Below are 6,572 nucleotides of genomic sequence, written 5' to 3'. Positions count from 1 at the left end.
ATCTGGCGTTGATTTTTGGCACGCTGTTGAGTTCTCAAGGAACGGTCGCTTCCTTTGTACTCACCCTCTCGGGCTTTCCTCCGGGCTTCCCTTCGGTGTTTCCGACTCTATCAGACCGTTTTCCGATCCGATTTCCTCGGTGCTTTCCAGGTTCTCGCTCTCGCGTTTCCCTTTCCCGGCGGTTCCGACTCTATCAGATCCTTTTCGGTGTCTGACCCCCAGTCAGCGGGGTTTGTCTTCCCGGCCTCGCGGCCGTTCCGACGTCTCAAACCTTAGCGGATCAACCCCGGCAGTTCCTAATCGGGCTGCCGAGCCCCATTCGAATTGAATTCGGACGTGCCGAATGCAGTCCCGAACGGGAGATCGTGCTGGTGGTTGGAGTGCCGCTTACGCGGCGGAGGTGCCACCACAGAACCGTTACGGCTCCGGGGCAGACCAAGAACTCTACGGATCTGGCCAGGGGGTGTCAACCCCGGCTGTCAAGATTTTTTCCAGGAGGGGTGCGCCAGAGGCCCCCCGACCGGAGTCGGGGGGCCTCTGTGCAGGTCAGAGCGTCGGAGGTCAGACCTCGACGACGACCGGGAGGATCATCGGGCGCCGACGGTAGGTGTCCGACACCCACTTGCCGAGCACGCGACGGATGAGCTGCTGGAGCTGGTGGGGCTCCACGACGCCGTCCTGGGCGGACTTCTCCAGCGTCTCGGTGATCTTCGGAAGGATCTCGGCGAAGGCCGAGTCGTCGATACCGGAGCCACGGGCCTGGATGTGCGGGCCACCCGTGATCTTGCCGGTGGTCGAGTCCATGACCACGTAGACCGAGATGATGCCCTCGTCGCCGAGGATCTTGCGGTCCTTCAGCGCGGGCTCGCCGACCTCGCCGACGGAGAGGCCGTCGACGTAGACGTAACCGGCCTGGACCTTGCCCGCGATCTTGGCCTTGCCCTTGATCAGGTCGACCGCGACGCCGTCCTCGGCGATCACGATGCGGTCGTGCGGGACGCCCGTCGCGGCGCCCAGCTCGGCGTTGGCGCGCAGATGGCGCCATTCACCGTGGACCGGCATGAGGTTCTTCGGCTTGCAGATGTTGTAGAAGTACAGCAGCTCGCCGGCCGAGGCGTGTCCGGAGACGTGCACCTTGGCGTTGCCCTTGTGCACCACGTTGGCGCCCCAGCGGGTCAGGCCGTTGATCACGCGGTAGACCGCGTTCTCGTTGCCGGGGATGAGGGACGAGGCCAGGATGACCGTGTCGCCCTCGACGATCCGGATCTGGTGATCGCGGTTGGCCATCCGGGACAGGGCCGCCATCGGCTCGCCCTGGGAGCCCGTGCAGACCAGGACGACCTTGTCGGCCGGCAGGTCGTCCAGCTGCTTGACGTCGACGACCAGGCCCGGCGGGACCTTCAGGTAGCCGAGGTCCCGCGCGATGCCCATGTTGCGGACCATGGAGCGGCCGACGAAGGCGACCTTGCGGCCGTACTTCTGGGCGGTGTCCAGGATCTGCTGGATGCGGTGCACATGACTGGCGAAGCTCGCCACGATGATGCGGCTGTGCGCACCGGCGAAGACGTTGTCCAGCACGTTGGAGATGTCGCGCTCGGGCGGGACGAAGCCGGGTACCTCGGCGTTCGTGGAGTCCGAAAGGAGGAGGTCGATGCCCTCCTCGCTCAGCCGCGCGAAGGCGTGCAGGTCGGTGAGGCGGCCGTCCAGCGGGAGCTGGTCCATCTTGAAGTCACCGGTGTGCACGACCATGCCGGCCGGGGTGCGGATGGCGACCGCGAGGGCGTCCGGGATGGAGTGGTTCACCGCGACGAACTCGAGGTTGAACGGACCGACCTGCTCACGGTCGCCCGCCTCCACCTCCAGGGTGTACGGGCGGATGCGGTGCTCCTGGAGCTTGGCCTCGATCAGCGCGAGGGTGAGCTTGGAGCCGATCAGCGGAATGTCCGGCTTCTCGCGGAGCAGGTAGGGCACGGCGCCGATGTGGTCCTCGTGGCCGTGCGTGAGGACGATGCCCTCGATGTCGTCGAGGCGGTCCCGGATGGACGAGAAGTCCGGAAGGATCAGGTCGACTCCGGGCTGCTCCTCCTCGGGGAAGAGGACTCCGCAGTCGACGATCAGCAGACGGCCGTCGTACTCGAAGACCGTCATGTTCCGGCCGATCTCACCGAGACCGCCGAGCGGAGTGACCCGCAGGCCGCCCTTGGCGAGCGGCGGCGGGGGGGCGAGTTCAGGGTGCGGATGACTCAAAAGACTCTCCTGACCACCCGCGCCACGTACCGGTGGCACGTGGCGCGGGTGACGTTCGTGCGTGCAGTTGTCGATTCAGTTGTGAAGCCAGGTGGTGCGGAAGTCTGTTGTCAGAGCTGTACCCCGCCGGCGGCGAGATCGAGCTTGAGCTGCGCGATCTCTTCCGCCGAGCACTCGACCATGGGCGCGCGCAGCGGGCCCGCGGGCAGGCCCTGGAGGGCGAGGGCGGCCTTGGTGGTCATGACGCCCTGGGTGCGGAAGACACCGGTGTAGACCGGGAGCAGCTTCTGGTGGATCTCGGTGGCCTTGACGACGTCGCCCGAGGTGTAGGCGTCGACGAGCGCGCGCAGGTCCGGGGCGACCAGGTGGCCGACGACGGAGACGAAGCCGACGGCGCCGACGGACAGCAGCGGCAGGTTCAGCATGTCGTCGCCGGAGTACCAGGCGAGGCCGGAGCGGCCGATGGCCCAGCTGGCGCGGCCGAGGTCGCCCTTGGCGTCCTTGTTGGCCACGATCCGGGGGTGCGCGGCGAGGCGGACCAGCGTCTCGGTGCTGATCGGGACGCCGGAGCGGCCGGGGATGTCGTAGAGCATGACCGGCAGGCCGGTCGCGTCGGCGACGGTGGTGAAGTGCCGGTACAGGCCCTCTTGCGGGGGCTTGTTGTAGTACGGCGTGACGACCAGGAGGCCGTGGGCGCCGGCGGCCTCGGCCTGGCGGGCCAGCTCGGTGCTGTGGTGGGTGTCGTTGGTGCCGACTCCGGCGACGACGTGGGCGCGGTCGCCGACCGCCTCGGTGACGGCCCGGACGAGGTCCGCTTTCTCCGCGTCGCTGGTGGTGGGGGACTCGCCGGTGGTGCCGTTGACGATCAGGCCGTCGTTGCCTGCGTCCACCAGGTGGGCGGCGAGCCGCTGCGCGCCGTCGAGGTCGAGTGCGCCGTCCGCCGTGAAGGGCGTGACCATGGCGGTGAGGACCCGCCCGAAGGGGGTCTGCGGAGTCGAGGTCGGAGCCATGGGTGACACGCTACTCGGTACTCGATCCATGGTCGCCCCGTGGGGTGCCGGGTAAGTCAGGACAAAAGAGGAGCCCGGCACTGCCTGCTCGGGGGTTCAAGCAGTGCCGGGTCCGTTTGATCAGGCTAGATGAACTTCGCTAAATGCCGCAATACGGACACTTCGCAACGTTGCTCCGTACATCCGTTCCGTCGAGGGGAACGGGGCTTCGTTTTTACGGGGCGACCCGGCCGTTGGCGTTGAAGGCGGCGTGGGTGAGCGGCATGAGTTCCGCCCACTTGGCCTCCATCCGCTCGCCGACCATCTCGATCTCGCGCTGCGGGAAGGACGGCACCTTGGCCAGCTCGTGCTGGGTGCGCAGGCCGAGGAAGTGCATCAGGGAGCGGGCGTTGCAGGTGGCGTACATCGAGGAGTAGAGGCCGACCGGGAGGGCCGCGCGGGCGACCTCGCGGGCGACGCCCTCGGCGAGCAGCTTCTGGTAGGCCGCGTACGCCTGCTCGTAGGACTCCGTCAGGGTGGTGCGCACCGTCTCGTGCTGGGCGGGGCTGCCCTCGACGAAGACGTACTTGCCCGGACGGCCCTCCTGCACCAGCTTGCGGGAGGTGTCGGGGACGTAGAAGACCGGCTCCAGCTCCCGGTAGCGGCCCGATTCCTCGTTGTAGGACCAGCCGACGCGGTGCCGCATGAACTCGCGGAAGACGAAGATCGGGGCGCTGATGAAGAAGGTCAGCGAGTTGTGCTCGAACGGGCTGCCGTGCCGGTCGCGCATCAGGTAGTTGATCAGCCCCTTGGAGCGCTCCGGGTCCTTCCCCAGCTCGTCCAGGGACTGCTCGCCGAGCGTGGAGACACGGGCGGCGAAGAGGACGTCGGCGTCCGACGCGCTGGATTTCACCAGTTCGACGGTGACGTCGCTGCGGAGGGTGAGCGGCTGGGGGGTGGTCACGCGGGTCCTTCCATCACTTCTGGCACTTCTGAGGTTCGCGCCCACCATACGGGGCACGCGCACCCTCTCAGGACACCACCACCTCACCCCAAAGATCCCATCCAGCGGGTTTTCCTGACATGGGCACCTTTTGGGCCAATCGCTCGTCTGTATGAATGAGCCGCATCCCCATACGCCCCGAAAGCCCCCGAGAGGAGACACGCCCCCCATGTTCCGACGCCGTGAGCCCGTGCCCTTCGCCTTCCTCGCCGAAGCCGACAGGTTCCGCGGCAATGTCGCTCCCCCGCCCCGTGAGCGGGCCTCCACCGGCGAGATAGCCGGGCGCTGGCTGCTGGGGCTCACCCTCGTCGCGGGTCTGGTCGGCTCGCTGATGCTCGGCATGCCGGCGCTCTCCACGCCCAGTGCTCCCGAGGGGCCGCAGTCCCAGGCGGCGCAGGGACACTGACTCTTACGGCGGTCCATGGCTGGTGAGCGCGATCACCGGCGGATAGCCTCACCGGGCACAGCCCACGCGACCGAGTGAGGAACAGCCGTGCCCCTCCCCTTCCTGACGGCCGACCGCACCACCGAGGCGGCGCCCGAGAGCTCGCTGCCGTACGACGACCGGGACCGCTGGCGGCGGCCGTACCGCCCCGGGCCCTGGCGGGTGGGCGGGGTGGCCGTGGGGCTGCTGCTGTCGTCCTTCGTGCTGTTCGCCGCCGTACTCATCGCGCTGACCGGCTCGGCGGGCTCCGCCGGGGCGATCTTCGGGCTGGCCTTCGCGATCATCCTCGCCGCGCTGCGGGTGCTGCGCATGGGTGTGTGGGTCAGCGAGCGCGGGCTGCGCCAGGTGAACTTCCTGATGACGCGGACGGTGCCCTGGCAGCGGGTGGTCTCGGTGCGGACCGCGCAGCAGCCGGTGCGCTGGCTGGGGCTGCCGCGCACGGTGCAGGGGCAGGCACTGACGCTGGTGCGCGCCGACCGGGCGCCCGACGACACCGCGCCGCTGCTCACCACGCACGACCTGGACTTCCTGAACCGCCCGGCCGGGTTCGACCGGGCGGCGGACGCAGTGGAGGCGTGGGCGGCGGAGTACCGGCCCCGCTGACGACGTGGAAAAGGGGCCGTCCCGCGCTGTCGCGGGACGGCCCCTTCGCTGTGAGCGGGCTCAGGCCGGGACGGGCCTGCCGTCGTGCAGGGCGATGGCGCGCTGCATCGCCTTGCGGGCGCGCGGGGTGTCGCGGGCGTCGTGGTAGGCGACGGCGAGCCGGAACCAGCTGCGCCAGTCGTCCGGGGCCGCCTCGGTCTCGGCCCTGCGGCGGGCGAAGACCTCGTCGGCCGAGTCGCGGTCGATCCGGCCGCCCGGGGTGCGCTTCAGCTCGTCGACGGGCAGCCCGCCCTCGGCGTCCAGCTCGGCGGCGAGGGCGTTGGCCCGGCGGACGAACTGGGTGTTCTTCCACAGGAACCACAGGCCGATGACCGGCAGGATCAGCACCGCCACGCCGAAGGTGACGGTGAGGAGCGTGCCGGACTCGATGAGCATGACGCCCCGGCTGCCGACCAGGACGAAGTAGAAGACCAGGACGGCGGCCGTGACGAGGTAGGTGATCTTCGCGCGCATGACGGGGCTCTCAGCCGAGGTCGAGGAAGTTCTCCAGGCCGAAGGTCAGGCCCGGGGCGGACACCACACGGCGTACACCGAGCAGGATGCCCGGCATGAAGCTGCTGTGGTGCAGGGAGTCGTGGCGGATGGTGAGGGTCTCGCCCTCGGCGCCGAGCAGCACCTCCTGGTGGGCGAGGAGGCCGCGCAGCCGGACCGCGTGCACGGGCACGCCGTCCACGTCCGCGCCCCGGGCACCGTCCAGGGCGGTGACCGTGGCGTCGGGCGCCGGGGCCGTACCCGCCGTGCGGCGGGCCTCGGCGATGAGCTGGGCGGTGCGCGTGGCGGTGCCGGAGGGGGCGTCCACCTTGTTCGGGTGGTGCAGCTCGACGACCTCGACGGACTCGAAGTACGGCGCGGCGATCTGCGCGAACTTCATGGTGAGGACGGCGCCGATGGAGAAGTTCGGGGCGATGAGCACACCGGTTTCCGGGGACTGGTCGAGCCACCCCGTCAGCTGCGCGAGGCGGTCCTCGGTCCAGCCGGTGGTGCCGACGACCGCGTCGATGCCGTGGCGCACGCAGAAGTCGAGGTTGCCCATGACCGAGGCCGGGGTGGTCAGCTCCACGGCGACCTGGGCGCCGGTGTCGACCAGGGTCTCCAGCTTGTCGCCCCGGCCGAGGGCGGCGACCAGCTCCATGTCCTCGGCCGCCTCGACGGCTCGTACCGCTTCGGAACCGATGCGACCGTTCGCACCGAGGACCGCCACGCGCAGCTTGCTCATTTCCGTTTC

7 protein-coding genes are annotated in these 6,572 nt (G+C 69.2%); 2 read left to right on the top strand and 5 right to left on the bottom strand.

Going from position 1 to position 6,572, the window contains the following annotated elements; genetic code table 11:
• Positions 1-561: 561 nt before the first annotated feature.
• From B079_RS0106065 to thyX, 3 genes are all read right to left on the bottom strand, one after another.
• A complete protein-coding gene (locus tag B079_RS0106065) occupies positions 562-2,247 on the bottom strand; it encodes a ribonuclease J (RefSeq protein WP_018544888.1) in 1,686 nt (561 codons plus the stop codon).
• A gap of 110 nt (positions 2,248-2,357) precedes the next feature.
• The gene (gene dapA / locus B079_RS0106060) at positions 2,358-3,257 is read right to left on the bottom strand and encodes a 4-hydroxy-tetrahydrodipicolinate synthase (protein WP_018544887.1); all 900 of its coding nucleotides are present in this window, start codon (positions 3,255-3,257) and stop codon (positions 2,358-2,360) included.
• Positions 3,258-3,471: 214 nt separating this feature from the next.
• Complete coding sequence (gene thyX, locus B079_RS0106055; RefSeq protein WP_420705755.1) at positions 3,472-4,248, bottom strand: FAD-dependent thymidylate synthase; 777 nt, start codon at positions 4,246-4,248, stop codon at positions 3,472-3,474.
• Positions 4,249-4,408: 160 nt separating this feature from the next.
• Here thyX and B079_RS0106050 point away from each other — a divergent pair, with 160 nt between their 5' ends.
• Both B079_RS0106050 and B079_RS31415 read left to right on the top strand, forming a co-directional pair.
• Positions 4,409-4,645, top strand: coding sequence for a hypothetical protein (locus tag B079_RS0106050; RefSeq protein ID WP_018544885.1), 237 nt, complete (start codon positions 4,409-4,411; stop codon positions 4,643-4,645).
• Between the two features lie 87 nt (positions 4,646-4,732).
• Positions 4,733-5,287 carry a membrane protein gene (locus tag B079_RS31415; protein ID WP_018544884.1) on the top strand — a complete coding sequence of 185 codons (555 nt, stop codon included), beginning with the start codon at positions 4,733-4,735 and terminating at the stop codon, positions 5,285-5,287.
• Between the two features lie 60 nt (positions 5,288-5,347).
• Here B079_RS31415 and B079_RS0106040 read toward each other — a convergent pair whose 3' ends face one another.
• On the bottom strand, positions 5,348-5,800 hold the full coding sequence (locus tag B079_RS0106040; protein ID WP_018544883.1) for a hypothetical protein: 453 nt from the start codon (positions 5,798-5,800) through the stop codon (positions 5,348-5,350).
• 10 nt (positions 5,801-5,810) lie between these two features.
• Positions 5,811-6,563, bottom strand: a complete 753-nt coding sequence (gene dapB, locus B079_RS0106035) for a 4-hydroxy-tetrahydrodipicolinate reductase (RefSeq protein ID WP_018544882.1) — start codon at positions 6,561-6,563, stop codon at positions 5,811-5,813.
• Positions 6,564-6,572 lie beyond the last annotated feature (9 nt).

The sequence above is a fragment of the Streptomyces sp. LaPpAH-108 genome (assembly GCF_000373625.1).
Lineage (GTDB): Bacteria > Actinomycetota > Actinomycetes > Streptomycetales > Streptomycetaceae > Streptomyces.
The sequence above is the reverse complement of the archived record's forward strand: the minus strand, read 5'-3'. Positions and strand labels throughout refer to the sequence as shown.